The 24,315-nt window shown below is 63.7% G+C and carries 27 protein-coding genes; 18 read left to right on the forward strand and 9 right to left on the reverse strand.

From position 1 onward, the window contains the following. Positions 1-20: 20 nt before the first annotated feature. The 3 genes from CEW87_RS06590 to gatC form a co-directional block, all read right to left on the reverse strand. Positions 21-512 (reverse strand): hypothetical protein, encoded by a 492-nt coding sequence (locus CEW87_RS06590; RefSeq protein WP_108976991.1) that lies wholly within the window; start codon positions 510-512, stop codon positions 21-23. Between the two features lie 7 nt (positions 513-519). Next, positions 520-1,992 (reverse strand): Asp-tRNA(Asn)/Glu-tRNA(Gln) amidotransferase subunit GatA, encoded by a 1,473-nt coding sequence (gene gatA, locus CEW87_RS06595; protein WP_108971975.1) that lies wholly within the window; start codon positions 1,990-1,992, stop codon positions 520-522. A 79-nt stretch (positions 1,993-2,071) separates the two neighbouring features. Further along, entirely contained in the window at positions 2,072-2,359 is a 288-nt protein-coding gene (gene gatC / locus CEW87_RS06600) for an Asp-tRNA(Asn)/Glu-tRNA(Gln) amidotransferase subunit GatC (RefSeq protein ID WP_108950088.1), read from the reverse strand. 114 nt (positions 2,360-2,473) lie between these two features. On the opposite strand from gatC, the gene CEW87_RS06605 reads away from it, so the two are divergent. The 11 genes from CEW87_RS06605 (at position 2,474) to lipA (ending at position 13,102) form a co-directional block, all read left to right on the forward strand. Then, on the forward strand, positions 2,474-3,517 hold the full coding sequence (locus tag CEW87_RS06605) for a rod shape-determining protein (RefSeq protein ID WP_108950089.1): 1,044 nt from the start codon (positions 2,474-2,476) through the stop codon (positions 3,515-3,517). 55 nt (positions 3,518-3,572) lie between these two features. Continuing rightward, positions 3,573-4,472, forward strand: coding sequence for a rod shape-determining protein MreC (gene mreC, locus CEW87_RS06610; RefSeq protein ID WP_108971976.1), 900 nt, complete (start codon positions 3,573-3,575; stop codon positions 4,470-4,472). Position 4,473: 1 nt separating this feature from the next. Next, positions 4,474-4,995, forward strand: coding sequence for a rod shape-determining protein MreD (gene mreD, locus CEW87_RS06615; RefSeq protein ID WP_108971977.1), 522 nt, complete (start codon positions 4,474-4,476; stop codon positions 4,993-4,995). A gap of 11 nt (positions 4,996-5,006) precedes the next feature. Further along, positions 5,007-6,899 (forward strand): penicillin-binding protein 2, encoded by a 1,893-nt coding sequence (mrdA, locus tag CEW87_RS06620; protein ID WP_108976993.1) that lies wholly within the window; start codon positions 5,007-5,009, stop codon positions 6,897-6,899. Then, entirely contained in the window at positions 6,896-8,038 is a 1,143-nt protein-coding gene (gene rodA, locus CEW87_RS06625) for a rod shape-determining protein RodA (RefSeq protein WP_108971978.1), read from the forward strand. Before mrdA ends, rodA begins: the two co-directional genes overlap by 4 nt. 56 nt (positions 8,039-8,094) lie before the next feature. Beyond that, on the forward strand, positions 8,095-9,069 hold the full coding sequence (locus tag CEW87_RS06630; protein WP_420094138.1) for a septal ring lytic transglycosylase RlpA family protein: 975 nt from the start codon (positions 8,095-8,097) through the stop codon (positions 9,067-9,069). A gap of 103 nt (positions 9,070-9,172) precedes the next feature. Beyond that, positions 9,173-10,300, forward strand: coding sequence for a D-alanyl-D-alanine carboxypeptidase family protein (locus CEW87_RS06635; protein ID WP_108971980.1), 1,128 nt, complete (start codon positions 9,173-9,175; stop codon positions 10,298-10,300). 26 nt (positions 10,301-10,326) lie between these two features. Beyond that, positions 10,327-11,184, forward strand: a complete 858-nt coding sequence (locus tag CEW87_RS06640) for a D-amino acid aminotransferase (RefSeq protein WP_108971981.1) — start codon at positions 10,327-10,329, stop codon at positions 11,182-11,184. Continuing rightward, entirely contained in the window at positions 11,177-11,461 is a 285-nt protein-coding gene (locus tag CEW87_RS06645; protein ID WP_108971982.1) for a YbeD family protein, read from the forward strand. Before CEW87_RS06640 ends, CEW87_RS06645 begins: the two co-directional genes overlap by 8 nt. Further along, entirely contained in the window at positions 11,458-12,108 is a 651-nt protein-coding gene (lipB, locus tag CEW87_RS06650; RefSeq protein ID WP_108971983.1) for a lipoyl(octanoyl) transferase LipB, read from the forward strand. The genes CEW87_RS06645 and lipB overlap by 4 nt, the downstream gene beginning before the upstream one ends. Before the next feature lie 46 nt (positions 12,109-12,154). Then, on the forward strand, positions 12,155-13,102 hold the full coding sequence (gene lipA, locus CEW87_RS06655; protein WP_108971984.1) for a lipoyl synthase: 948 nt from the start codon (positions 12,155-12,157) through the stop codon (positions 13,100-13,102). 73 nt (positions 13,103-13,175) lie between these two features. Here the strand turns inward: lipA and CEW87_RS06660 are convergent, their stop codons facing one another. Next, complete coding sequence (locus CEW87_RS06660; protein WP_108971985.1) at positions 13,176-13,820, reverse strand: pentapeptide repeat-containing protein; 645 nt, start codon at positions 13,818-13,820, stop codon at positions 13,176-13,178. Positions 13,821-14,054: 234 nt separating this feature from the next. On the opposite strand from CEW87_RS06660, the gene CEW87_RS06665 reads away from it, so the two are divergent. After that, positions 14,055-14,735, forward strand: coding sequence for a DUF4197 domain-containing protein (locus CEW87_RS06665; protein WP_108971986.1), 681 nt, complete (start codon positions 14,055-14,057; stop codon positions 14,733-14,735). Between the two features lie 100 nt (positions 14,736-14,835). Continuing rightward, the gene (locus CEW87_RS06670) at positions 14,836-16,833 is read left to right on the forward strand and encodes a UvrD-helicase domain-containing protein (protein WP_108971987.1); all 1,998 of its coding nucleotides are present in this window, start codon (positions 14,836-14,838) and stop codon (positions 16,831-16,833) included. 87 nt (positions 16,834-16,920) lie between these two features. On the opposite strand, the gene CEW87_RS06675 is transcribed toward CEW87_RS06670, so the two are convergent. From CEW87_RS06675 to CEW87_RS06685, 3 genes are all read right to left on the reverse strand, one after another. Beyond that, a complete protein-coding gene (locus tag CEW87_RS06675; protein WP_108971988.1) occupies positions 16,921-17,382 on the reverse strand; it encodes a c-type cytochrome in 462 nt (153 codons plus the stop codon). Positions 17,383-17,658: 276 nt separating this feature from the next. Continuing rightward, on the reverse strand, positions 17,659-18,660 hold the full coding sequence (locus tag CEW87_RS06680; RefSeq protein ID WP_159098101.1) for a sensor domain-containing diguanylate cyclase: 1,002 nt from the start codon (positions 18,658-18,660) through the stop codon (positions 17,659-17,661). 155 nt (positions 18,661-18,815) lie between these two features. Next, a complete protein-coding gene (locus CEW87_RS06685) occupies positions 18,816-19,739 on the reverse strand; it encodes a lytic transglycosylase domain-containing protein (protein WP_108971990.1) in 924 nt (307 codons plus the stop codon). 194 nt (positions 19,740-19,933) lie between these two features. Here CEW87_RS06685 and CEW87_RS06690 point away from each other — a divergent pair, with 194 nt between their 5' ends. Together CEW87_RS06690 and msrA are read left to right on the forward strand one after the other, a co-directional pair. Further along, the gene (locus CEW87_RS06690) at positions 19,934-20,131 is read left to right on the forward strand and encodes a hypothetical protein (RefSeq protein ID WP_108971991.1); all 198 of its coding nucleotides are present in this window, start codon (positions 19,934-19,936) and stop codon (positions 20,129-20,131) included. A 43-nt stretch (positions 20,132-20,174) separates the two neighbouring features. Next, positions 20,175-20,801 (forward strand): peptide-methionine (S)-S-oxide reductase MsrA, encoded by a 627-nt coding sequence (msrA, locus tag CEW87_RS06695; protein WP_108971992.1) that lies wholly within the window; start codon positions 20,175-20,177, stop codon positions 20,799-20,801. 39 nt (positions 20,802-20,840) lie between these two features. Here the strand turns inward: msrA and CEW87_RS06700 are convergent, their stop codons facing one another. Both CEW87_RS06700 and CEW87_RS06705 read right to left on the reverse strand, forming a co-directional pair. Further along, a complete protein-coding gene (locus CEW87_RS06700; protein ID WP_108971993.1) occupies positions 20,841-21,371 on the reverse strand; it encodes a hypothetical protein in 531 nt (176 codons plus the stop codon). After that, positions 21,368-21,808, reverse strand: coding sequence for a hypothetical protein (locus CEW87_RS06705; protein ID WP_108971994.1), 441 nt, complete (start codon positions 21,806-21,808; stop codon positions 21,368-21,370). Before CEW87_RS06705 ends, CEW87_RS06700 begins: the two co-directional genes overlap by 4 nt. Between CEW87_RS06705 and CEW87_RS06710 the strand changes: the two genes are divergently transcribed. The 3 genes from CEW87_RS06710 (at position 21,807) to CEW87_RS06720 (ending at position 24,298) form a co-directional block, all read left to right on the forward strand. Next, positions 21,807-22,589, forward strand: a complete 783-nt coding sequence (locus CEW87_RS06710) for a TetR/AcrR family transcriptional regulator (RefSeq protein ID WP_234421695.1) — start codon at positions 21,807-21,809, stop codon at positions 22,587-22,589. The two genes, CEW87_RS06705 and CEW87_RS06710, sit on opposite strands and share 2 nt — an antisense overlap. Positions 22,590-22,613: 24 nt before the next feature. Then, the gene (locus tag CEW87_RS06715; RefSeq protein WP_108971996.1) at positions 22,614-23,597 is read left to right on the forward strand and encodes an MDR family oxidoreductase; all 984 of its coding nucleotides are present in this window, start codon (positions 22,614-22,616) and stop codon (positions 23,595-23,597) included. Between the two features lie 119 nt (positions 23,598-23,716). Next, positions 23,717-24,298 (forward strand): peroxidase-related enzyme, encoded by a 582-nt coding sequence (locus CEW87_RS06720; protein WP_108971997.1) that lies wholly within the window; start codon positions 23,717-23,719, stop codon positions 24,296-24,298. Positions 24,299-24,315 lie beyond the last annotated feature (17 nt).

Here is a 24,315-nt window from a genome sequence, read left to right on the forward strand (position 1 = left end):
GTATCCGTTATTGCTGGCGGTCAGTTGCAGCGACCGCTCGGCCGATCCACCAGGATGGGCCATACATAGTCAAAGGTGTTGCGATCGCAGCGGCTGGCGCACTGGGCGAAGGCGACGGTGACCTGGTCGCCCTGTTCCCACATGCGCACGACGCAGCCGTCCCGCGCGCGCAGTTCGACGTGGGGCTCCTTGCGCACCTGCTCGAAGTCGGCGAGATCAAAGTGGCAGCTGCCACGCTTGGGGACGCTGACCGAGGCCTTGAAGCGACTGACTTCCGAGTAGCTGACGTCAAGCAGCGCACTTCCGCTGTAGCCGACTTCGTCCTTGAAGCGGCAGTCGGCCTGCACGTTGAGCGGGCGGATCGGCATCGGCTTGAGCCGGCCGCCGGCCTCGGACGGGTGCTCCATGACGGTACCGGTGTCCTGCTGGTAGACCGTCGGGGTGGCGCAGGCGGCCATCAGCACCGTGGCTGCAAGCGGTGTGAGGTAGCGGGAAAGCAGGCGGTGGATCATTGCGTTCTCACAGAACATCGGCGGGGCGCTGAAGATGCCAGTCGGTCGCCTGCTGGTACTGGTGGGCGGTCGCGAGCAGCTTGCCTTCGGCAAAATAATTGCCGATCAGCTGCATGCCCACGGGCAGCGAGCCGGCGCCAAAACCGCAGGGGTGGGACAGGCCGGGCAGTCCGGCGAGGTTGACCGCAATGGTGTAGATGTCGGCGAGGTACATCTGCACCGGATCGTCGCCCATCGCGCCCAGCGCCCACGCGGTGGTCGGGCTGGTGGGGCCGGCGATGACGTCGCATTCGCTCAGCGCCTTGCGGAAATCCTCGGCGATCAGGCGGCGCAGCTTCTGCGCCTGCAGGTAATAGGCGTCGTAGTAGCCGTGGGAGAGCACATAGGTGCCCACCAGGATGCGGCGCTTGACCTCGGCCCCGAAGCCTTCGGCGCGGCTCTTGCAGTACATGTCGTTGAGGTCGCCGTACTCGGCGGCACGATGACCGAAACGCACGCCGTCGAAGCGGCTCAGGTTGCTCGAGGCTTCGGCGGGCGCGATCACGTAATAGGCGGGGATGGCCAGCTTGGCGTTGGGCAGGCTGACCTCGACCGTGGTGGCGCCGAGTGCGCGGTATTGCTCGATGGCGGCGTCGATGGCGGCGCGCACTTCGTCGCTCATGCCGTCGGCGAAAAACTCGCGCGGCAGGCCGATGCGCAGGCCCGCGAGCGGCTTGTCCGAGCCGGCAGGCGCAAGCGCGTCAGCGTAATTCTCGGTCGGGCGGTCGAGGCTGGTGGAGTCGCGCGCATCGAAGCCGGTCATGGCCGACAGCAGCAGCGCGCAATCTTCGGCCGAGGCGCCGAATGCGCCGCCCTGGTCGAGGGACGAAGCGTAGGCGATCATGCCGTAACGGCTGACCGCGCCGTAAGTCGGCTTGATGCCGGTAACGCCGGTGAACGCGGCCGGCTGGCGCACCGAGCCGCCGGTGTCGGTGCCGGTCGCGATCGGCACCATGCGGGCTGCGACCGCTGCGGCCGAGCCACCGGACGAGCCGCCGGGCACGTGGCCGGGGTTCCACGGGTTGCGCGCAGGGCCGAAATGGGAGTTTTCATTGGAAGAGCCCATCGCGAACTCGTCCATGTTGGTCTTGCCCAGGCTGACGGCGCCGGCATTCTTCAGCAGCGACACGACGTGCGCATCATAGGGGCTGACGAAGTTTGAGAGCATCTTCGAGCCGCAGGTCGTGAGCACGCCTTCGGTGCAGAACACGTCCTTGTGGGCGAGCGGGATGCCCGTCAGGGGGCCGGCCTCGCCGCGGGCGATGCGCGCGTCGGCGGCATTGGCGGCGGCCAGCGCACCCTCACGGTCGATGGTGATGAAGGCGTTCAGCGTCGGGTTGCGGGCCTCGATACGGTCGAGGAAGAGCCCGGCGAGTTCGACGCTGGAAATCTGCTTGTCGTCCAGCGCGCTGCGCAGGGCGGAGAGTGACGCATTGATCATGTCGTGGCTGCTTGCTGATAGGATGGCCACGGGATGCACCCTGCAGGCACATGATGTGTCGCGGGCGCCCCGTGAAGGTTCATTCGATGACTTTGGGCACCAGGTAGAGCCCGGCCTCGGTCTGCGGAGCGACGGCCTGGAAGGCGGCGCGGCGATCGGATTCGGTCACGGCATCGTCGCGCAGCCGGGTGGCGAGCTCCTGCGGATGGCTCATGGGCTCGATGCCGGTGGTGTCAACGGCCTGCATCTGCTCGATCAGGCCGAAAATGCCATCGAGCTTCGTGCGGGTGGCATCGATCTCGGTTTCGGAAATCGCAAGACGGGCTAGACGGGCGATGCGCCCGACCTGTTCATTGGTAAGCGACATGAAGTAACAAAACCTGCTGAATCCACAAAGGTTTGTAGGTTATCATAATCGCCTTTGGCCCTGCTCAGGGCCGGCCCCCTGCGGCGCATCTTCTCACCGGTTTCGGAATCCCCAATGTTCGGTTTTCTGCGTTCCTATTTTTCAAGCGATCTAGCGATCGACCTCGGCACCGCCAACACGCTGATTTACGTGCGTGGCAAAGGCATCGTGCTCGACGAACCCTCGGTTGTGGCCATCCGCACCGAAGGCGGCCCCAATGCCAAGCGCACCATTCAGGCAGTGGGCTCTGCGGCCAAACAGATGCTCGGCAAGACGCCGGGCAACATCACGGCGATCCGGCCGATGAAAGACGGCGTGATCGCCGATTTCGTCGTCACCGAGCAGATGATCAAGCAGTTCATCAAGAAGGTGCACGACTCGCGCCTGCTTTCGCCCAGTCCGCGCATCATCGTCTGTGTGCCCTGCGGTTCGACCCAGGTCGAACGCCGCGCCATTCGCGACGCCGCTCTGGCGGCGGGCGCTTCGCAGGTGTACCTGATCGAGGAGCCGATGGCTGCCGCGATCGGTGCCGGCCTGCCGGTGTCGGATGCACTCGGCTCGATGGTGGTCGACATCGGCGGCGGCACGACCGAAGTCGGCGTGATCTCGCTTGGCGGCATGGTCTATGCGGGCAGCGTCCGCGTCGGCGGCGACAAGTTCGACGATTCGATCGTCAACTACATTCGTCGCAACTACGGCATGCTGATCGGCGACACCACTGCCGAGAACATCAAGAAAGAGATCGGTTCGGCCTTCCCCGGCTCCGAGGTGCGTGAGATGGAAGTCAAGGGCCGCAACCTGGCCGAGGGCATTCCGCGCAGCTTCACGATCTCGTCGAACGAAATTCTCGAGGCGCTGACCGAGCCGCTCAATCAGATCGTTTCTGCGGTCAAGATTGCGCTTGAGCAGACCCCGCCGGAACTGGGCGCAGACATCGCCGACCGCGGCATGGTGCTCACCGGTGGTGGCGCCCTGTTGCGCGATCTCGACCGTCTGCTGATGGAAGAGACCGGCCTGCCCGTCATCGTCGCCGAAGAACCCTTGACCTGCGTCGCGCGCGGATGCGGCATGGCGCTGGACAAGATGGACAAGCTTGGCTCCATCTTCACCTCGGATTGACCTGCAGGGCCCGACGGTGCTGTCGTCGGGCCCTTGCTGAACCAGGACGTTCCGGATGACCTTCGCCGGCCATCAACCGCCCCCTATCTTCAATCGTGGACCGGCACCGCTGGTCCGCCTGCTGCTGTTCGTCTCGCTGTGCCTGATGATCCTGGTGGCTGATCTGCGCTTTCGTTATCTCGAAGTGCTGCGGCAGGGGCTGTCCGTCGCGACCTACCCCTTGCAGATGGCTGCTGCCACACCGGCTGACTTCGTGCGCAATGCCTCGGTGTACTTTGCGACCCTGGTGCGCGTGCAGCTCGAGAATGCCGACCTGAGGCGCAAGCAGCTTGGCAGCGGTGAGCGTTTGCTGCGGTTTGAACTCCTCGAGCGCGAGAACGCCCAGTTGCGCGGCTTGCTTGAGATGTCCCAGCGTGTGGGCGTGCGCAGCATCGCCGCCGATATCCTGTATGACGCACCGGATCCGTTTGCACGCAAGGTCATCCTCGATCGTGGCGCGCAGCAAGGGGTCGAGGCCGGCCTGGCGGTGGTGGACGCTGCCGGTGTGCTCGGCCAGGTGACCCGTGTGTATCCGATCCAGTCCGAAGTCACCTTGCTGACCGACCGCAATCAGGCGATTCCGGTGCAGGTTCTGCGCAATGGCTTGCGCGGGGTGCTGTTTGGCATCGGACAGGGGCGGCTCGAAGTGAGGTTCGTGATTGCCACCGCCGACATTCAGGCGGGCGACATGCTGGTGACCTCGGGGCTGGATGGTGTTTTCGTGCCTGGCCTGCCGGTGGCCGAAATCGAGTCCGTTGACCGCGAATCAGATGCCTTCGCCCGCATCATGTGCCGCCCGCTGGCCGGGGTCGAGCGCAGCGCGCAGGTACTGGTGCTCGGGCGTCAGGTACTGCCGCCGCCGCGGCCGGCGGATGAGGACGCCGTGCCGCCCGCAAGGCCTGTGACGGCGCCCTGACATGCAGCCGACCAATCGTTCAAGTCGCATCCTGTTGCCGGTCAGGCTGTGGTTCATCCATTTCAGCCTGCTGGTTGCACTCGGCCTGGTCTATGTGCCCACCGGCCGCCTTCCCGGCGTGCCGGACTGGGTCGCGCTGGTGCTGGCCTTCTGGTGTATCCGCGAGCCGCTGCGCATCGGCATGGGTGCGGGCTTCTTCTTCGGCTTGCTCGTCGATATCGGGCAGGGCGCGGCGATGGGGCAGCATGCCCTGGCCTATGTTGTGCTCGCCTACCTTGCCAACGGCCTGGCGCGCCGGCTGATGTGGTTTTCGGCCTTGCAGCAGGCCCTGCACGTGCTGCCGATGCTGCTGGTTTCGCAGGCGCTGATGGTGGCCGTGCGGCTGATTGCCGGGGCAGAGTTCCCAGGCTGGTCGTATTTTCTGTCGAGCTTCACCGGCGTATTGCTGTGGTGGCCGCTCATGTATCTGCTCCTGCTGCCGCAGTACCAGCCTGCCGACCGTGACGACAACCGGCCCATCTGATGCCCGGTGACATGATTTCATTTCATGCCCCCGAGCAGGACTCATCACGCTTTCGCTGGCGCGTGCTGGTGGCGGGGGTGTTCGCACTGGTCTGCTTCGTCCTGCTTGCATCGCGCTTCTACTACCTGCAGGTACAGAAGTTCGACTACTTTCATACCCGTGCCGAGGATAACCGCATCGCGCTGCTGCCGATCGTGCCCAACCGCGGCACGATCGTCGACCGCAACGGGGTCGTGCTGGCGCGCAACTATGCCGCCTACACGCTCGAGATCACGCCGGCACGCACCAACGGCCTGGAAGAGACCATCGAGGCACTCAACGCAGTTGTTCCCATCGATGCGCGCGATCGCCGACGCTTTCGCAAGCTGCTGGAAGAAAGCCGCAGCTTCGAGAGCGTGCCGATCCGCAATCGCCTCAGTGACGAGGAAGTCGCCCGTTTCGTCGCCCAGCGTTATCGCTTTCCGGGCGTGGACGTGCAGGCCCGGCTGTTTCGCGACTATCCGCTCGGCGCCAGCGCATCGCATGTCGTCGGTTATATCGGGCGCATCAATCAGCGTGACGTCGAGCGTATCGAAGAGCGCGACGACGTAGCCAACTACCGCGGCTCGGACCACATCGGCAAGAGTGGCCTGGAGCTGTCCTACGAGGCCGAGCTGCACGGCAACACCGGTTTCGAGCAGGTCGAGGTCAATGCCGGGGGGCGGGCGGTGCGGCGGCTCTCGAGTACGCCGGCGGTAACCGGGAGCGACCTTGAGCTCAACCTCGACATGGAGTTGCAGAAGATTGCCGAAACGGCATTCGGCGACCGTCGCGGCGCGCTGGTCGCGATCGATCCCAGCACCGGCGGCGTATTGGCCCTGGTGTCGGCGCCCAGCTTCGACCCCAACCTGTTCGTGGACGGCATTTCCACCCAGGACTGGAAGGGCCTCAACGATTCGCCCGACCACCCGCTGCTCAACCGCGCCATCTACAGCGCCTATCCGCCCGGGTCTACGTTCAAGCCCTTCATGGGGCTGGCCGGGCTGACGACGGGCAAGCGCACGCCGAGTCAGGCGATCTCCGATCCGGGCTACTTCAACTTCGCCGGCCACCGCTTCATGGACGACAAGATTGGCGGGCACGGCACGGTGGATCTGCACAAGTCGATCGTGGTGTCGTGCAACACCTATTACTACCAGCTGGCCAACGACCTCGGCATCGAGGGGATTGCGAACTTCATGGGCCAGTTCGGCCTCGGCTCGAGAACCGAGCTCGATTTGCCCGGCGAGGCCGAGGGCGTATTGCCGTCGCCGGCCTGGAAGCGCAAGCGCTTCCGCAAACCGGAACAGCAGCGCTGGTATGGCGGCGACACGATTTCGGTCGGCATCGGGCAGGGATATAACGCCTACACACCGCTGCAGATGGCCAATGCGGTGGCGGCGCTGGTGAATGATGGCAAGGTGTTCCGGCCTCATCTCGTGCGTCATGTCATCGACAGCCGCACCGGGGAAAAGAGGGTGGTGGAGCCCGAGCCCGTGCGCCAGATCCCGCTCAAGCCGGAGCACGTGGCGGCCGTGAGACGCGCCATGGTGGAGGTCAACAAGGTTGGCACCGGCTCGCGAGCCTTTGCCGGCGCACCCTATGAGTCGGGCGGCAAGACCGGCACCGCGCAGGTGTATTCGCTCAAGGGGTCTAAATACGTCGAGGGGCGGGTTCGCGAGCGTCTGCGCGATCATTCCTGGTTCATCGCCTACGCGCCCGCCGACAAGCCGAAGATCGCCCTGGCGGTGCTGGTCGAGAATGGCGGCTTCGGTTCGCAGTCGGCGGCACCGATTGCACGCCAGGTGATTGACTATCACCTGTTGGGCAAGCGTCCCAACCAGCCGGCGCCGGAGGATGTCGATGCGGTGGAGAGTGCAGATTGAGCGATAACCGCTTCCACCCCCTGCGGCTGCTGCAGGCCTTTCTGCGCCCGATCGATCCGGTGCTGATGCTGATTCTTGCGGCACTCTTCGGCTATGCCTTCGTGCTGATGTCGAGCGCCTCGCCCGAGCGACTCGATTCGCAGATGACGCACATGGCGGTGGCGGTCGGCGTGATGTGGTTTGCGGCCTGGCTGCCGAGCCAGCGCCTGCTGTCGCTCGCCCTGCCGCTTTATCTGGTGGGCGTCGTGTTGCTGGTCGGCGTGGCACTGTTTGGCGAGGTGTCGAAAGGCGCCCAGCGCTGGCTCGATATCGGCGTCACCCGCATCCAGCCCTCGGAGCTGATGAAGATTGCGATGCCGCTGATGCTGGCGTGGTTCTTTCAGCAGCGTGAGGGGCGCATCGGCTGGCGTGAATTCATCTTCGCCGGTCTGTTGCTGGCGGTTCCGGTCGGGCTCATCGTCAAGCAGCCGGACCTCGGTACCAGTCTGCTGGTGGCGGCGGCCGGTTTCTACGTGATCTTCTTTGCCGGCCTGACGTGGAAGCTGATCGTGCCGGTTGCCGTTGTGGGCATCGTCGGCATCGGCTCCATCGTGGCCTTTGGCGACACGCTGTGTCAGCCCGGCGTTGAATGGGTGGGGATGCGCGATTACCAGAAGCATCGTGTCTGCACCTTGCTCGATCCGACGCAGGACCCGCTCGGCAAGGGATTCCACATCATCCAGTCCACCATCGCCATCGGTTCCGGTGGGCTCATGGGCAAGGGCTGGATGGATGGCACTCAGACCCATCTGTCCTTCCTGCCCGAGCGCCATACCGACTTCATTTTTGCCGTGCTTGCCGAAGAGTTTGGCCTGATCGGTGCGCTCGTGCTGCTGATGATCTACCTGGCGCTGTTTGCGCGCGGCTTCCTGATCGCGGCACGGGCGCCAACGCTGGGTACGCGCCTGCTCGCCGGGGCGGTGACCATGATCTTCTTCACCTATGCCTTCGTGAACATGGGTATGGTGAGCGGCATCCTGCCGGTCGTGGGCGTGCCACTGCCTTTCATCAGTTACGGGGGAACCGCGCTGGTAACCCTGAGTCTGGGGATAGGTATCCTGATGAGCGTTCACCGCAGCAGGCTTGTGAACAAGACTTGAAGGCTGATCCGATGATCCTCAACATGCGAATTGCGTGCGCGGCAGCGCGCGAGACCATGTCCTGCCGGGGCCCTGTTACTGCGGCGCTGCTGGCGGCGGCGACCCTCCTGCTGTCCGCCTGCGGGCAGACGCCGGTGCGCCCGTCCGGGTCGCAGGCACAGACGCCCGATGCCGGACAAACCGCATCGTCCGCAAAGTCCGGGCGTCGCGGCGGTGGCTATTACAAGGACGATGGCCCGCACGACACCCCGCCGTCGAACCTCGAGGCGGTGCCCGATGCATCGCCGCGGCTTGAGCCCCTGCACCGTTTTGCCAACCGGCCGTATACCGTTTTTGGTCAGGACTATGTCCCCCTGACCGAGCTTGCGCCCTATCGCGAGCGCGGGCGGGCAAGCTGGTATGGGCGTCGCTTCCACGGGCAGCCCACCTCGAGCGGCGAGCCTTACGACATGTATGCAATGACTGCCGCGCATCCAACGCTGCCGATTCCAAGCTATGCGCGCGTCACCAGCCTGGCAACCGGCAACTCGGTCGTGGTGCGGGTCAATGATCGCGGCCCCTTTCACAAGGACCGCCTGATGGATCTGTCCTATACGGCCGCCTACAAGCTCGGTTACATCAACCAGGGCAGTACCGAAGTCGAGGTCGAGCAGATCCTTCCCGACGAACTGCCGATGGTGGCCAGTGCCGATCCGGTGCCGCCGCTGACCAACCGCGACCCGCCGCGGCCCGTGGTGACGCCGGCGGTGGCCGTGGCGCCGCGACCGCTTGCGCCGGTGCAACAACTGTCTTCCGCCGGAAGCGGGGTGTTTCTGCAGCTGGGCGCATTCGCCTCCTTCGACAACGCCGAGGGCTTTCGTGCCACCATTGAAGAGCAGATGAGCGCATTTGCCGATCGTCTTGAGCTGTTTGCCGATGGAAGCCGTTTCCGGCTCCATGCCGGTCCCTACGCCTCTGTCGATGAGGCTCGCTCGGCTGCCGACCGCATCGCAGCGGCATTGAACATGAAACCATTCGTCGTCGTGCGCTGATTTTTTGCCGAGCTTGAAACAAAAACTGTCCGTTTTGGTCAGCTCTCCGGCAGCGTCCTATAATTTCGGGTCGCCCGTCCTTCCAATTACCTGGTCATTTCCGATGCGTTTTTTAGTTGCTTTCCTGTTTTCGCTGTTTTCCCTTGTGGCAGCCGCCCAGACCATTCCTGCGCCGGCGCTGGCGGCTAATGCGTGGGTGCTGGTGGACCACAGCACCGGTCAGGTGCTCGCTGCCAATGATCCCGACATGCGTATTGAGCCTGCATCGCTGACCAAGCTGATGACTGCCTACCTCACGTTCTCCGCGCTCAAGTCCGGCAGCATCACGCCGGAGCAGCCCGTGAACGTGTCGGAGAAGGCGTGGCGCCAGGAAGGCTCGCGGATGTTCATCGAGCCCAACAAGCCGGTGACGGTGCAGGAGCTGATTCGCGGCGTGATCGTGCAGTCCGGAAACGACGCCTGCGTGGCGCTTTCCGAGCTTATCGCCGGCAGTGAAGAGGCTTTTGCCGCGCTGATGAATCGCGAAGCCAAGCGCCTCGGCATGACGAACACCAACTTCACCAACTCCACCGGCTTGCCCGATCCCGCGCTGTACACCACCGCGAACGACCTCGCGCTGCTGGCGTCGGCGATCATTCGTGATTTCCCGGAGTTCTTCGAGCTGTACTCGATGAAGGAGTACACCTACAACAACATCAAGCAGCCCAATCGCAACCGCCTGCTGTGGATGGACGGCACGGTCGACGGCATGAAGACCGGCCATACCAGCGCCGCTGGCTACTGCCTGGTGTCGACCGCCTTGCGCGGCCCGCGTCGCCTGATCTCGGTGGTGCTGGGTGCGTCGTCCGATACCGTGCGTGCGCAGGAGTCGCTCAAGCTGCTCAACTTCGGCTTCCAGTTCTTCGACACGGTGAAGCTCTATTCCGCCGATCAGGCGCTGTCGCAGTTCCGCGTGTGGAAAGGCCAGGAGAACGAAGTGGGGGCGGGCTTCACCAGCGATTTCGTGCTGTCGCTGCCCAAGGGCCAGGCTGACAAGGTCGAAGCCACGCTCGAGAGCATGCAGCCAGTGCTCGCGCCGCTGCAGAAGGGCCAGGAGATCGGCACCCTCAAGCTCAGTGTCGACGGCAAGGTGCTGGGAGAATATCCTGTCGTGGCACTGCAGGACGTGCCGGTGGCCGGGTTCTTTGGCCGCTTCTGGGACGCGCTGGTACTGTGGATCAAGAGCCTCTGAGCGACCGGGGAGTAGTGGAGGATGTTGTGAGCCTGTGTTATCTGAACGGACGTTATCAGCCACTCGACGAAGCGCGGGTGTCGCCGATGGATCGCGGGTTTCTCTTCGGCGACGGTGCCTACGAGGTCATCCCGGTGTATTCGCGGCATCCCTTCCGTCTGGAGGAGCATGTCGCCCGTCTCGAGAACACGCTGGCTTCCATCCGCCTGCCAAATCCGCATCGCCCTGACGAGTGGGCCGCAATCATTCGCGAGGTGATCGACCGCAACGTGTGGGAGGACCAGTCGGTCTATCTGCAGGTCTCCCGCGGCGCGGACGACAGGCGCAATCATGCCTTTCCCAAGGTGATGCGGCCGACGGTGTTCCTGATGAGCGAACAGCTGATCACGCCGCCGGACTATCAGCGCGAAGAAGGCGTGGCCTGCGTCAGCGCAGCGGATTTTCGCTGGCTGCGCTGTGACCTCAAGACCGTGGCCCTGCTCGCAAACTGCTTGCTTCGTCAGCATGCGATCGATCAGGGGTGCGTCGAAACCGTCCTGTTTCGGGACGGTTTCCTGACCGAAGGGTCGTCGTCGAACATTTTCATGGTCAAGGACGGCGTGGTGCTGACGCCGCCCAAGAGCCACCTGATGCTGCCCGGCATCACCTACGATGTGGTGCTCGAGCTCGCCGTCAGCCACGGCCTGCAGCATGAGGTGCGTGAAATTCTCGAAGACGAGGTGCGTCATGCCGATGAGCTGTGGATGACCTCGTCGACCAAGGAAGTGCTGCCGATTACCCGGCTCGATGACAAAGCGGTCGGCAATGGCCGTCCGGGCCCGCTGGGGAAGCAGATGTATGCGTGGTATCAGGACTTCAAGAATACGGTGATGCGTAGTGGATGATCAGAACAAGCAAGAAACCCGACAGACGCTGCTCGAGTTTCCCTGTGACTTTCCCATCAAGATCATGGGCGCGCGGGTGGATGGTTTCGCCCAGGCGGTGACCGCGGTCGTGCTGACCCATGCGCCGGATTTCGATGTGGCGACCGTGGAGATGCGGCCCTCGAGCAAGGGCAACTACCTTGCGATCACCTGCACCTTCCGTGCGGTATCGCAGTTGCAGGTCGATTCGATGTATCGCGAGCTCACGGCGCACCCGATGGTCAAGGTGGTGCTGTGATCATCAAGCGCCTCGGTCTTGTCGAGTACGAACCGGCACTCGAGGCGATGCGGGTGTTCACTGCCGGACGCGGTGATGACACCCCGGATGAAATCTGGCTGCTCGAACACCCACCGGTCTACACCCTGGGGCAGGCCGGGCTTCCCGAGCATCTGCTGCGCAACGACGCCGGCATTCCGCTGGTGAAGATCGACCGTGGCGGTCAGATTACATATCACGGGCCCGGCCAGCTGGTGGTCTATCTGCTGCTCGACCTGCACCGGCGCCGGCTCAAGGTGCGCGAGCTGGTGTCACTGATGGAGCAGGCGATCATCGATACCCTGGCCGAATACGGGCTGAATGCCGTGCGCAAGGATGGCGCGCCGGGTGTGTATATCGACGGTGCCAAGGTGGCTGCGCTTGGCCTGCGGGTGCGCAATGGCTGCAGTTATCATGGCCTGAGCCTCAACGTCGACATGGATCTCACGCCCTTCAGCTGGATCAATCCCTGTGGTTACGAGGGGCTCAAGACCGTGCAGCTGCGGGATTTCGGCGTGATCGAAACCGTCGCGGGTGCGGGTGAGCGCCTGCTCGGTCACCTCGACCGCCTGCTGCCGCCGCCCGTGAGTCCGGCTGCGGATGCTCCCGCTATGAGTGCGGCGCCCTGAAGGGCACAATGCGCTTGATGAATTCCCAACAATAGAGACAGAGACCATGGAAACCCCCGTTCGCAAGCAGCGTGGTGCCGACAAGACGGCCCGTATCCCGATCAAGATCGTGCCCGCCGAGCGCCTGAAGAAGCCCGAGTGGATCCGCATCAAGCTCGGTGCCGGCGTCGAGGCCGAGCGCTTCAACGAAATCAAGGACACGCTGCGCGAGCACAAGCTGCACACAGTGTGCGAGGAAGCCTCCTGCCCCAACATTCATGAGTGTTTCGGCAAGGGCACGGCGACCTTCATGATCATGGGCGACATCTGCACCCGGCGCTGCCCGTTCTGCGACGTCGGTCATGGTCGTCCGGACCCGCTCAACGTCAACGAGCCGGTCGATCTGGCCAAGACGATTGCCGCGATGCGCCTCAACTATGTAGTGATCACCTCGGTCGACCGCGACGATCTGCGTGATGGCGGTGCACAGCACTTCGTCGAGTGCATCAGCGAGACCCGCAAGGCGTCGCCCAAGACCACCATTGAGGTGCTGGTGCCCGACTTCCGCGGGCGCATGGACATCGCGCTCGACATCTTCGACCAGGCGCCGCCCGACGTCATGAACCACAACCTCGAGACCGTGCCGCGTCTGTACAAGCAGGCCCGTCCCGGCTCCGACTATGCCTACTCGCTCGAGCTGCTCAAGCAGTTCAAGGCACGTCATCCCGACGTGCTGACCAAGTCCGGCCTGATGGTCGGCCTGGGTGAAACCGACGACGAAATCCTCGAAGTGCTGCGCGACCTGCGTGCGCACAACGTCGACATGCTGACCATCGGTCAGTACCTGCAGCCTTCGGGCGGTCACCTGCCGGTGCTGCGCTACGTCCATCCTGACACGTTCAAGATGTTCGAAACCGAAGCGCTGAAGATGGGTTTCCGCAACGCAGCCTGCGGACCGATGGTGCGTTCGAGCTACTGGGCCGATCAGCAGGCACACGGCGCCGGCGTCGCCTGAGCTTTCCGGCCTGTCGCCAGAATTGTCTGCTAAAGCCCCGGACTTCCTGCGCGGAGTCCGGGGCTTATTTACGTCAGTTGGTGGCTCGGTCCGGGCAGCCGATGCAGCCTGTAGTCCGTGCGCCCCGGAAGATTGCGCCGTTGAGCTTTGCGCCGGTGAGGTCGACATCGATCAGTGACGCGCGGGTAAAGTTGGCGCCCTGCAGATCGGCGCCGACAAGGGTGGCGCCGTCGAGATGAGCTGCGCTCAGGTTGGCGCGCTGCATGTCCGCATTCAGCAGCTTCGCGCCTTGAAGGCGCGCATTGGTGAGGTAGGCGCCTGCCAGCACTGTATCCGTCAGGTCAGCGCCCCTCAGGTCGGCGTTCTGCAGGATCGAATTGCGCAGGTCTGCACGTGCCAGGTTTGCTTCGTTGAGGCGCGCACCCCGGAGGTTGATGCGCACCATCACCGCCTCGCCGAGATCCGCGCCTTGCAGGTCGGTGCTGGAGAAGTTCGCCTCGCTCAGGTTTGCGCCATGCAGATTCGCGCCTGCCAGACTGCTGCGGGTGAACTGCGAGTTCATCAGATTGACGCCAGCAAGTTCGGCACCGTTCAGGTTCAGGTTAGGACACAGCGTGCCACGACGGATGTCACATCCGCCAACGCTGAGACGCTCCTGCGCATGGGAAGCCGAGCTTGCGAGTAGTACGATCACCAGTGATAGAGTCGTTTTCAGCATGTTCTGCGGTCTTGTCGAGAGTCCCGTAAATTCTTGTTATGTTGGAGGGCAATCACGCGGATTGGTTTGCCTCTGTTGCGAAAATACATGAAATAGCGGTGCCGGTGGCCTCCGCCCCCAGATCGGAGTGAGTTAAAGGCTCTTGCTTCATGTGGGCGGGAAATACCGTACTTGCAGTGAAAGCCGGGTGCGGCATACTGATACGCTTGATAACGATGGCTGGAGGGGGATGGCATGCGTACCTTTTTTAGAACGCTCGCGTTTCTGGTGATCAGCGCGCCGGTATGGGCCGCAGGTGGACTCGCCGGTTTCACTGACAGTGAAGCATCGGGCGGCCTCAAGGAGGCCCTGAGCCAGGGCGCCAGCCGCGCAGTCGAACTGCTTGGCCGTAACGGCGGCTTTCTCAATAACGACAAGGTGAAGATTCCCTTGCCCGACGGGCTGGCCCAGGCCGAGCCGCTGATCCGCATGACCGGGCGCGGCAAGGACCTCGACGAACTCGTGACCACGATGAACCGTGCAGCCGAAGCCGCCGTACCCGAGGCGAAGACGCTGCTGGCCAACGCGGTGAAGCAGATGAGCGTCACTGACGCCAAGAACATCCTGACCGGTGGCGACGATTCGGTGACCAACTACTTCCGCGAAAAGACCCAGGACCAGCTCACCAAGCTGTTCCTGCCGGCGGTCAAGAAGAGCACCGACAAGCTCGAGCTGTCCGGGCAGTACAACAAGCTGGCGGGTCAGGCGGCCGGTATCGGTCTGGTGAAGGGTGAGGATGCGCAGATCGAGAACTATGTGACGCGCAAGGCGCTCGACGGCCTGTACCTGATGATCGCCGAGGAAGAGCGTGCGATCCGCAAGGACCCGGTCGGTGCGGTTGGCGGTCTGGCGAAGAAGATCTTCGGCGCACTCTGAGCCGCCTGCCTGATCGCGCCGGCAGCGCGCGAGCAAGGCTTGGGGTACACTTCCGCAATGCCGCCTGTCCGGGCGGCATTGCTTTTCCGGTCCCCTTCAGATGTCAGCCCTCCTCAACGCCCCCCAACGTGAAGCCATCCACTATCTGGACGGTCCCTGTCTCGTGCTCGCCGGTGCGGGCAGTGGCAAGACGCGGGTCATCACGCAGAAGATCGCGCACCTGATCAACGAGTGCGGGATCAGCGCAAAGAACATCGCTGCGATCACCTTCACCAACAAGGCGGCCAGGGAGATGCAGGAGCGTGTCGCCCACCTGATGGGCGGTCGCGTGCCGGGCGGTCTCACGGTGTGTACCTTTCATGCGCTCGGCGTGCGGATCATCCGCCAGGAAGCGGTGCATTGCGGGCTCAAGCCGCAGTTTTCCATTCTCGATTCTTCGGACACGGTACAGATCGTCTCCGACGTGTCCGGCGACAACGACAAGGGCATCGCCAAGCAGATGCAGTGGCAGATCTCGTCGTGGAAGAACGCGATGATCACGCCGGAGGAGGCCGCGCAACTGGCCGACAACGAGATCGCCTCCACCGCGGCGCTGCTGTACAAGGAGTACGAGCGCACGCTGCGTGCCTACCAGGCGGTCGATTTCGACGACCTGATTTCGCTGCCGGTGAGGCTGTTCGACGAAAACCCCGAGGTGCGCGAACGCTGGCAGAACCGGCTGCGCTACCTGCTGGTGGACGAGTACCAGGACACCAACCGTGCGCAGTACCGCCTGTTGCGCCTGCTCTCGGGCGTGCGTGGCGCATTCACCGCGGTGGGCGACGACGATCAGGCCATTTATGCCTGGCGCGGCGCCGACGTCGAGAACCTGCGCTTGCTGCAGGTTGATTACCCGAAGCTGAAGGTGATCAAGCTCGAGCAGAACTACCGCTCGTCACGCCGCATCCTCGAAGCGGCCAACACGGTGATCGCCAACAACGAAAAGCTGTTCGAGAAGCGGCTGTGGTCCGAGCACGGCATTGGCGACCAGATCGTGGTCACCAACTGCCCCGACCCCGATCGTGAAGCCGAAACCGTGGCGATGAAGATCACCGCGCACAAGTTCGAGAACCGCACCCGCTTCAAGGACTACGCGATCCTGTACCGCGGCAATCATCAGGCGCGGATCATCGAGCAGCAGTTGCGCAACCAGCACATCCCCTACGTGATTTCAGGCGGACAGAGCTTTTTCGACAAGCCCGAGATCCGCGACCTGATCTCCTACCTGCGTCTGCTGATGAACGAGGACGACGATCTTGCCTTCATCCGCGCCATCACCGTGCCCAGGCGCGGCGTCGGGGCGGCAACGATCGAAGCGTTGGGCAACTATGCCGGTCACCGTCACATCAGCCTGTTCGCCGCGGTGTTCGAGGAGGGAGCGGCGCAGCACCTGAATCCGAAGCAGCTCGAAGGCGTGCAGCAGTTCGCCGGCTTCATCAATCGCATGCAGTACCGCGCCACGCGTGAGCCGGCGGCGCAACTGCTGGAGGACCTGCTGACCGCGATCCGCTACGAGGCCTGGCTGTTCGAGCACTGCACGACGCGCGAGGCCGAGACCAAATGGAGCAATGTGCGCGATTTCGTCGACTGGCTCGGACGCAAGGGCGCGGAAGACGGCAAGAACCTGATCGAGCTGACCCAGACCATCGCGCTGATCTCGATGCTGGACAAGGAAGATCCCGACTTTGACGGCGTGCAGCTCGCCACCCTGCACGCGTCCAAGGGGCTGGAGTTCCCGCATGTCTTCCTGATCGGCGTCGAAGAAGGTTTCCTGCCGCACCAGAGCAGCATCGACGAGGACAAGGTCGAGGAAGAGCGGCGCCTGATGTATGTCGGCATCACCCGTGCGCAGCGCAGCCTCAACATCACCTGGTGCGAACGGCGCAAGGCGGGCAAGGAGGTGCGCGTATGCGAGCCCTCGAGATTCATTGCCGAGATGGGGGGCGACATCCGGATCAACGACCGCAAGAAGAGCGGCCCGGTGTCGAACGAGGAAGGGCGCGCCCGTGCGGCCAACCTGATGGCCATGCTCGAAGCGCGCAGCAAGCCCGGCGCCTGACGCTGTGCCGTGCCGGTCGGGGCGGCAGGCGGGCGCAAAAAAGGGCAGCCAGCGGCTGCCCTTCTGCGTTCCGGGACCAGGCCCCGATTATTGCTCGACCGGCGGCTCGGTGAAGTTTGCGCCTGCCTGGTTCACCAGGAAGGCCACTGCGCGCTTCACTTCGGTGTCGGTCAGGTCGCTTGCGCCGCCGCGTGCGGGCATGCTGTTCTTGCCGGCGATGGCCGAGCTGGTCAGGCCGTCAAAGCCCAGCGCGATGCGGGGCGCCCAGGCGCCGGCATCACCGGTCTTGGGGGAGTTCAGTGCGCCGGAGTCGTGGCAGCTGGCGCAGACGGCCTTGTAGATCTGCTCGCCGGTGCGGCTGCCCGGGGCAACCTTGGAGACCTTGACCTCGAGTTTGGCGACAGGCTGGATAAGCGTCGCGGTGAGTTCCGGATCAACCTTGTTCTGCTGGCCACAGCCTGCGAGCAGCACGGCTGCAGCGACGGCGATAACCGGCAGGGCGAGGCGGGAGGGCCGCTGGGCGGCGTTCTGGGCGCGATGTACCGACATGCTGGATCCTTTGACTGGCGCGAGGCAAAGCAAAAAGTTGGAAACGGTTTTCCGCTCACAAAAAAACCGCCTCAGAAGCGGTTCCGCTGAAAGCGTGTTTGGGCCCCAGGCAGCATTTCAGACCGCCTGCCTGCCAAAAAACATTGCACGAAAAGCCGCACCTTGACAGGCATCAGGGCAAAAACCCTAAAAACAGGCCGCATTTTATCACCCATGCCTCAGTGAGGCCATAGCACCGGCCATGCAAGATGTGCGCAGCCTTTTGCGTGCCCTGTCTCAGCCCGGCGGATCTGCATTGATGGCAACAACGCAGTTGCGCCCCCGGTCCTTGGCTTCATAGATGCCCTGGTCCGCACGGTGCATGAAAGCGGCGGGCTTCTCGCCCGGCCGAAACTGCGACACGCCAATGCTGATGGTGCAGCGGATCACGATACCTGAAGACAGCACCACGGCCGTGCTGGCAAATGAGGAGCACAGGCGGTGGGCCAGTCTTTCCGCCTCGTCCAGTCCGGTGCCCGGCAGCAGCAGAGCGAACTCTTCACCGCCGTAGCGAAAGTTGGTGTCGGCGCTGCGGGTGCTGTCCGAGATGACTTTTGCCAGCGCCTGCAGCACGCAGTCGCCTTCCAGGTGGCCGTAGGTGTCGTTCAGTTGCTTGAAGTTGTCGGCGTCGAGCAGCAGCATCGACAACGGCTGACGGTAGCGGCTTGCACGTTCGCACTCGGACTCGAGGCGGGCGAAAAAGTGGCGGGCGTTGTACAGGCCGGTGAGTCCGTCGGTGATGCTCAGCAGGCGGTAACGCGCCTCACTTTCGCGCAAGGCCTGCTCGGCGCGCTTCTGTTCGGTGACGTCCTGAAGGGTCTCGATCGCGCCGACGACTTCGCCCGACTCGTCGCGCAGCGGTGCCGCGGTGAAGAACAGCCAGCGTCCTCCGTCGCCGATGGACGGGAAGAAATCCTCCGCCTCGAAGGCGCCCGGCGTCAGTGGCGAGCGGCGGGACTTCTCGTGATAGAACTGGCCGACCTTGTCCTCGAGTGCGCCGTCCAGTACAAGGTCGGCAAGGGTCGGACGTGCGCTGGGGTAGAAGGCTTCCCACTGGTGGCGGGTGCCGATCTGGCGCTCCGGAGGAAGGCCTGACAGGGCCGCCAGAGCACGGTTCCAGTGCGCAATGACATGGTTGCGATCAAGGACGAAGATCGGAATCGGGCAACTGTCGATGCCTTCTGCCAGCATGAAGTTCGAAGCCGGCTCCCAGCAGGCTGCTGCATGCTGAGCCGACAAGTCCTCTCCTGCTTTGTCCAGCGGTGGATCCATGCGCATGGTGGTCGATCTGACTGGAGAGGACGCAAATATCCCTCGCATAACTGCGGAATGCAAGTCGGAGACGAGATCCGCCCGCGCACGCGGGCAGCATCATGCGCTTAGGGTGCCGGCGCTCAGCTTTCCTGAGGCGGCGCGGAAGCAAGCGCGCGGAGGGCTGGCTGTTCGTGCTGCGATGCGCGATAGAACGCCATGATGCGGCGCACATATTCCTGGGTTTCGTCATAGGGCGGCACGCCGCCATAGCGCTCGACAGCCCCTTCGCCGGCGTTGTATGCGGCCGCTGTCATCAGCACGTCGCCCTCGAAACGCCGCAGCAGCCAGCGCAGGTAGGCCAGGCCGCCGCGCACGTTCTGCTCCGGGTCCATGATATTGCGCACGCCGAAGCGCTCGGCCGTATCGGGAATCAGCTGCATCAGGCCTTGCGCGTTCCTGGGCGAGCGGGCGTTGGCATTGAAGTTGGATTCGGTGCGCACGATGGCCAGAGCCAGCCGCGGATCGACGTCGTAGCCCGGCGCCAGGCGCTGGACCAGGCGCGCATGACGGCGGCGTTCGATCGACAGGGAGGCGACGAAGCGTTCCACCACTTCATGCGGCACTGCTGCCCCGGTGTCGGCGAGCGAACCGGTCTCGCCCGAGTACAGGCAGTCCGGCAGGTCGTTGCCGATGTCAGCCACTGCATTCCTGCCACTCGCAAGCAAGGTCTGCGCGGCCTCATGGCCCTGGCGGGCGGCCAGCGCCAGCAGGTTCATCGCATTGTCCGGCTGGTCGGCCATTCTGCGGTGCTTCAGCAGCAGGCGGCCCAACTGGAACTGTGCTTCGGTGCTGCCGTAGCGCGCGGCGGCGCAATAGCGGTCGGCCGCCAGTTGAGGCAGTCGGTTGCGCTCTGCGCGGTAGCCGTCTTCAAGCATGCGTGCGAGCACCGGGGGTTCGTCCGTCCACGCAGGCGCATCGCCGCCCGCTCCGCTGGTGCCGGCAAAGCCGGGCACGGTGCACAACAGCAGCACGCTCGCAGTCAGAAGTTGGGTGGCAGTACGCATCGTGGCGCAATCGTGGGCGGGTGATCAATGATCCCACTCTAGCGCGGGCGTCCGCAGAGGGCTGTGAACGCTGACACCAATCAGCACAGATTGATGCGCCGGTCGCGGCAACAATGGTGGCAGCGTCAGGGCGAAAGGAACGAAGGCCCTGTTCCGGCGGTCGCACTCCGGTAACTTCACCAGAGAGCGTCACCATGGTCATGCCGGGAAAGCTGCGCAGGTTCAGCATCATTCAGGACGAGGTGAAGCTTGCGCATACCTCGCACTGGGATCTCGATTATCTCGGTCAGGCCGAGTTCGATGCGCTCATGCATACGCCTGCTGTGGGCCCGGACGAAAGGCCTTCCGAAACCGGCGAGGGCCAGGGCACAGCGCCTTCGTCCGCGAAGTAGCCGCCTCAAGCGAACCCATGGATCAATTCAAGGAGTGACATCGATGAAGCGGAACACAGCAGCCCTTGCGCTGACGGCTGCATTGATCGGCAGTGGTGCTGCGACGATGACGTTTGCCGCCGACGGCAGCGCGGTGACGAGCCCGGCAGCGACCGCGACGGCGATCTTCGCCGGTGGGTGTTTCTGGTGCACCGAGGCCGATTTCGAGAAGCTCCCCGGGGTAATCTCGGCGGAGTCGGGCTACACCGCCGGCAAGGAGGTCAACCCGACTTACGAGCAGGTCAGTGCGGGCAATACCGGTCACACCGAGGCGGTTCGTGTGGTCTACGACCCCGCCCGCGTCAGCTATCCGCAGCTGGTGGAGTATTTCTGGCGCACCATCGACCCGACCGCAAGAAACCGCCAGTTCTGCGATGTCGGCTCGCAATACCGCTCCGGCATTTACTGGCAGAACGAAGCCGAGCGTACGGTGGCCGAAGCCAGCCGGGAGGCCTTGCTCAAGAGCGGCAAGGTGTCGCGCATCCATACCGAAATCCTCGCAGCCTCCGCCTTCTATCCGGCCGAGGAATACCATCAGGATTACTACAGGAAGAACCCGCTGCGCTACAACTACTACCGTCGCGGCTGCGGCCGCGATGCCCAGCTGGAGAACATCTGGGGCAAGCGCTAGCGACCCGCGGCAGCGGGCCGCCTGATGGCCGGGTGATTGTCAGCGCAGCGGAAGCTTGCCCATGGCGGCGATGGCGGCTTCGATGTTCTTGCGCGCCGCGCCTTCGTTTGCCAGTCTCAGCCGGGTGACGCCAACCAGGGAGTCGCCGGAAGTGGCGGTGTGGGCGCTCTTGATCGACTGCGCCCACACGGTGCTGCGGGTGCTGCGATCGATCAGCTTGTAGCTGACTTCCATCTCCACGGTGAAGGACATCCCGAACATGGGCTGAGAAAGGGTGGCGATGAAGGCCTCGAGCGAGTAGCCGGTGGCGCCAGCGTCGCCGGCACGCGGAAACAGGCCTGCGGCGATCACGGACTGACTCAGGGCCGCGGCAAAGTCGGCGCTGGAGATCTGCGACGCACCGAGTGTGCTGGTGTCCTTGCCACCGATCACCGTGACGTTTACCGCCTCGGTGCTGCGTGCGCTGGTGGTGGGTGCCTGTTGAACCACCATGCCTTCGATCGTGGATGGTGTGGCACAGCCTGCCGCGACCGCGGCAGCCATGATGGCGACTATCAGCTGCTTTTTCATTTTGCTTCCGCCTTGCGCTGGAAAATGTCGTCGAGCACTTCTTCCACCATGACCTCGGGTGAGCGTCGCTGCAGCGAAGGCCGGTAGGATTCGCCGACGGCAAGGATTGTGTCCTCGCGACCGTCACGCAGCGTAATCGTGAGCCGCAACAGATACATGGTGATATCCCACATCCAGCGATCCACATACGTCAGCGTAGCATCCACTTCGTGATCTGGCCGCGCGGCGGCGCTGGTGGTGACCTGATAGCCCAGCGCGGTCAGGCGCTTGGCGATGAGCAGGTCGATGTCCGCATCCTCCCCTTCCAGCTTTTGCACATGAATGGTCTTGATCCGGGACAGATCTGCGTCAGGCGCCCGGGTGGACTGCAGCGATGCACACCCGGTGAGCAGGCCGATCAGCACGGTCAGCAGGGCGTATTTGAAGAGTCGGGTCATGGATGTTTCCTTTGCGCTGGTTAGTTGTTTTGCATTGAGCGGCGGCGAGCGTAGCAGCATCGATGGGGTATGCGCATGCGTTTTTTCAAGCGATTTGAAAATTATTCTTGATTTTATAAATGACCGGTCTATTATAAAAAACATGACTGAAGCCACTGTTGCTCGCCGACGCGGTCGCCCCCCACGCCAGGAGGGCGCGCGCGACCATACCCGCGAGGTACTGATGCGCGCCGGCACCGAGATCCTGACCGAGCATGGCTTTGCCAGCACCGGTATCGATCTGGTGCTGAAGCGTGCCGGGGTACCGAAGGGGTCGTTCTATTACTACTTCAGCAGCAAGGAAGAGTTCGGTGCGGCCGTCATTGCGCAATACGCGAACTACTTTGCGCGCAAGCTGGATCGCTGGCTGCTGGACGAAGACACGCCGCCGCTTGAACGTCTTTCGGCCTTCGTGGCGGACGCCAAAGCGGGCATGTCGCGCTTCGAGTTTCGTCGCGGCTGTCTGATCGGCAACCTGGGGCAGGAGCTGGGTGCGCTCAATGAGAGCTACCGGGTTCAGCTTGAAGCGGTGTTCTGCGACTGGCAGCAACGTCTTGCGACCTGCTTCGAGGCGGCGAAAAAATGCGGACAGCTCGCGCCGGATGCCGATCCGTCGGCACTTGCCGAGTTTTTCTGGATCGGCTGGGAAGGCGCGGTGCTCAGAGCCAAGCTCGTGCGCAACGCCGATCCGCTGGATCGTTTTTACCAAGGTTTCCTCGCGGCTTTGCCGCGCGGCGCATAAGCACACCCACAGGAGGAGAAATACATGTTCAAGGGCATTCTGATCGAGAAGGACGACGCCGGTTATCGCGCCACGCTGAGCGACATCGACGAGGCACAGCTGCCCGAGGGCGACGTGACCGTCAACGTCCAGTTCAGCACGCTGAACTACAAGGACGGTCTCGCGATTACCGGCAAGGGCCCGGTCGTGCGCAAGTTTCCGCTGGTACCGGGTATCGACCTGGTCGGCACCGTCGAGTCGAGCAGCCATGACGGCATCGCCGTGGGCGACGCAGTCGTGCTCAATGGCTGGGGCGTGGGCGAAGGGCATTGGGGCGGGCTGGCGCAAAAGGCAAAGCTCAAGGGCGAGTGGCTGGTGCCGCTGCCCGCAGCGTTTACGCCGAAGCAGGCGATGGCCATCGGCACCGCCGGCTACACCGCGATGCTGTGCGTGCTGGCGCTCGAGCGCCACGGCGTGACCCCGGACAAGGGCGAAATCCTGGTGACCGGGGCCAATGGCGGCGTGGGCAGCGTGGCCGTGGCCCTGCTGGCCAAGCTCGGCTACACCGTGGTGGCCTCCACCGGGCGTCCGCAGGAAGCGGACTACCTGAAGTCGCTCGGTGCGGCAGAGATCATCGACCGCGCGCAGTTCTCCGCGGCAGGCCGCCCGCTGGCCAAAGAGCGCTGGGCCGGTGCGGTGGATACCGTCGGCAGCCACACTCTGGCCAACGTCTGCGCCAGCACCCGCTATCGCGGCGTGGTCACGGCCTGCGGTCTCGCCCAGGGCATGGACTTCCCCTCCACCGTGGCGCCCTTCATCCTGCGCGGCGTCACCCTTGCCGGTGTCGACAGCGTGATGTGCCCGCGCGCCGACCGCCTCGAAGCCTGGGCCCGCCTGGCGCGTGACCTCGATGTCAGCAAGCTCGATCTCATTACCCACGAGATCGCCTTGTCGGATGCCATCCCGGCGGCTTCCGAGCTGCTCGAAGGCAAGATCCGCGGTCGCGTCGTCGTCGATGTAAATCGCTGATCAAGCCGTAGTGACGGAGGCGGTGGCCGCGTCAGTGTGCGCGGCCGCCGTAGCGTCAGTGACCTGATTTTTCTGTCGCCTATAACAATTACAGGCACGTTTTTTGTGAGGAGAACCGCATGACCGATCGTTCCATCAGCCGCTTCCCCGTTCCCGAGCTCACCGAGCTGCCCGAGGACATCCGCAACAAGATTCTGGCGGTGCAGGAAAAGGCTGGCTTCATTCCCAATGTGTTTCTGATGCTTGCGCATCGTCCGGCCGAGTTCCGCGCCTTTTTCGACTATCACGACGCACTGATGGAAAAGGATGTCGGCCTGTCCAAAGCCGAGCGCGAGATGATCGTGGTCGCCACCTCGGGCGTGAGCGAGTGTCTGTACTGCGTCGTCGCGCATGGCGCGGTGTTGCGTATTCGCGCCAAGAACCCGCGCGTTGCCGACCAGTTGGCGACCAACTACCGCAAGGCCGAGATCACGCCGCGCCAGCGCGCGATGCTCGATTTCGCGGTCAAGCTGTCGACCCGTGGCGGAGAAATCGAAGCTGCCGATATGGACGCGCTGCGCGAACACGGCTTTGACGACGAGGCCATCTGGGACATCGGCGCGATTACCGCGTTCTTCAGCATGAGCAACCGTCTGGTGCACCTCACCGGTACGCCGCCCAACGAGCAGTTCTACCTGATGGGCCGCATGCCCAAGGCCTGAGCCCTCAGGTCTTGAAG

This window comes from Parazoarcus communis (assembly GCF_003111665.1).
GTDB classification, from domain to species: Bacteria; Pseudomonadota; Gammaproteobacteria; order Burkholderiales; family Rhodocyclaceae; genus Parazoarcus; species Parazoarcus communis_B.